This window comes from Streptomyces rhizosphaerihabitans (assembly GCF_025399795.1).
Taxonomy (GTDB): Bacteria; Actinomycetota; Actinomycetes; order Streptomycetales; family Streptomycetaceae; genus Streptomyces; species Streptomyces rhizosphaerihabitans.
This window is the reverse complement of record NZ_JAODTZ010000197.1, coordinates 1-407: the sequence shown is the minus strand read 5'-3', so window position 1 is coordinate 407 and position 407 is coordinate 1. Positions and strand designations below refer to the sequence as shown.

General features: G+C 74.2%; 1 protein-coding gene. It reads right to left on the bottom strand.

Features of this window, described 5'->3' with window-relative positions:
* Nucleotides 1-78 precede the first annotated feature (78 nt).
* Nucleotides 79-407 (bottom strand): metallophosphoesterase (locus tag N4G66_RS45385; protein WP_391858998.1); only part of this gene is annotated, 329 nt, incomplete at its 5' end.

Here is a 407-nt window from a genome sequence, read left to right as displayed (position 1 = left end):
GACGAGCCTGGTCGTCTGTCGACGCCGGACCCCTCGGCTCGTGGACGGCTCCAAGCGGATGTGCTGGCCCGCCCGGGGCTACGGCGAGGTGGGCGGGTGCGGGGAGCGGAGCACGAGCAGGGTGATCTCGCTGGGGGCGAAGACGCGGAACGGCGGGCCCCAGAAGCCGGTGCCGCGGCTGGTGTAGAGGAGCGTGCGGGTGCCGTGGTGGCTGAGGCCGGCGACGGCGGGCTGGTCGATGCGGACCAGGTGGTGGAAGGGCCAGATCTGGCCGCCGTGGGTGTGGCCGGAGAGCTGGAGGTCGATGCCGTCGGCTGCCGCCCGGTCGACGAACTTGGGCTGGTGTGCCAGGAGCAGGACGGGCAGGTCGGGGTCGGCGCCGTTCAGGGCTCCGGCGAGGTGGGCGC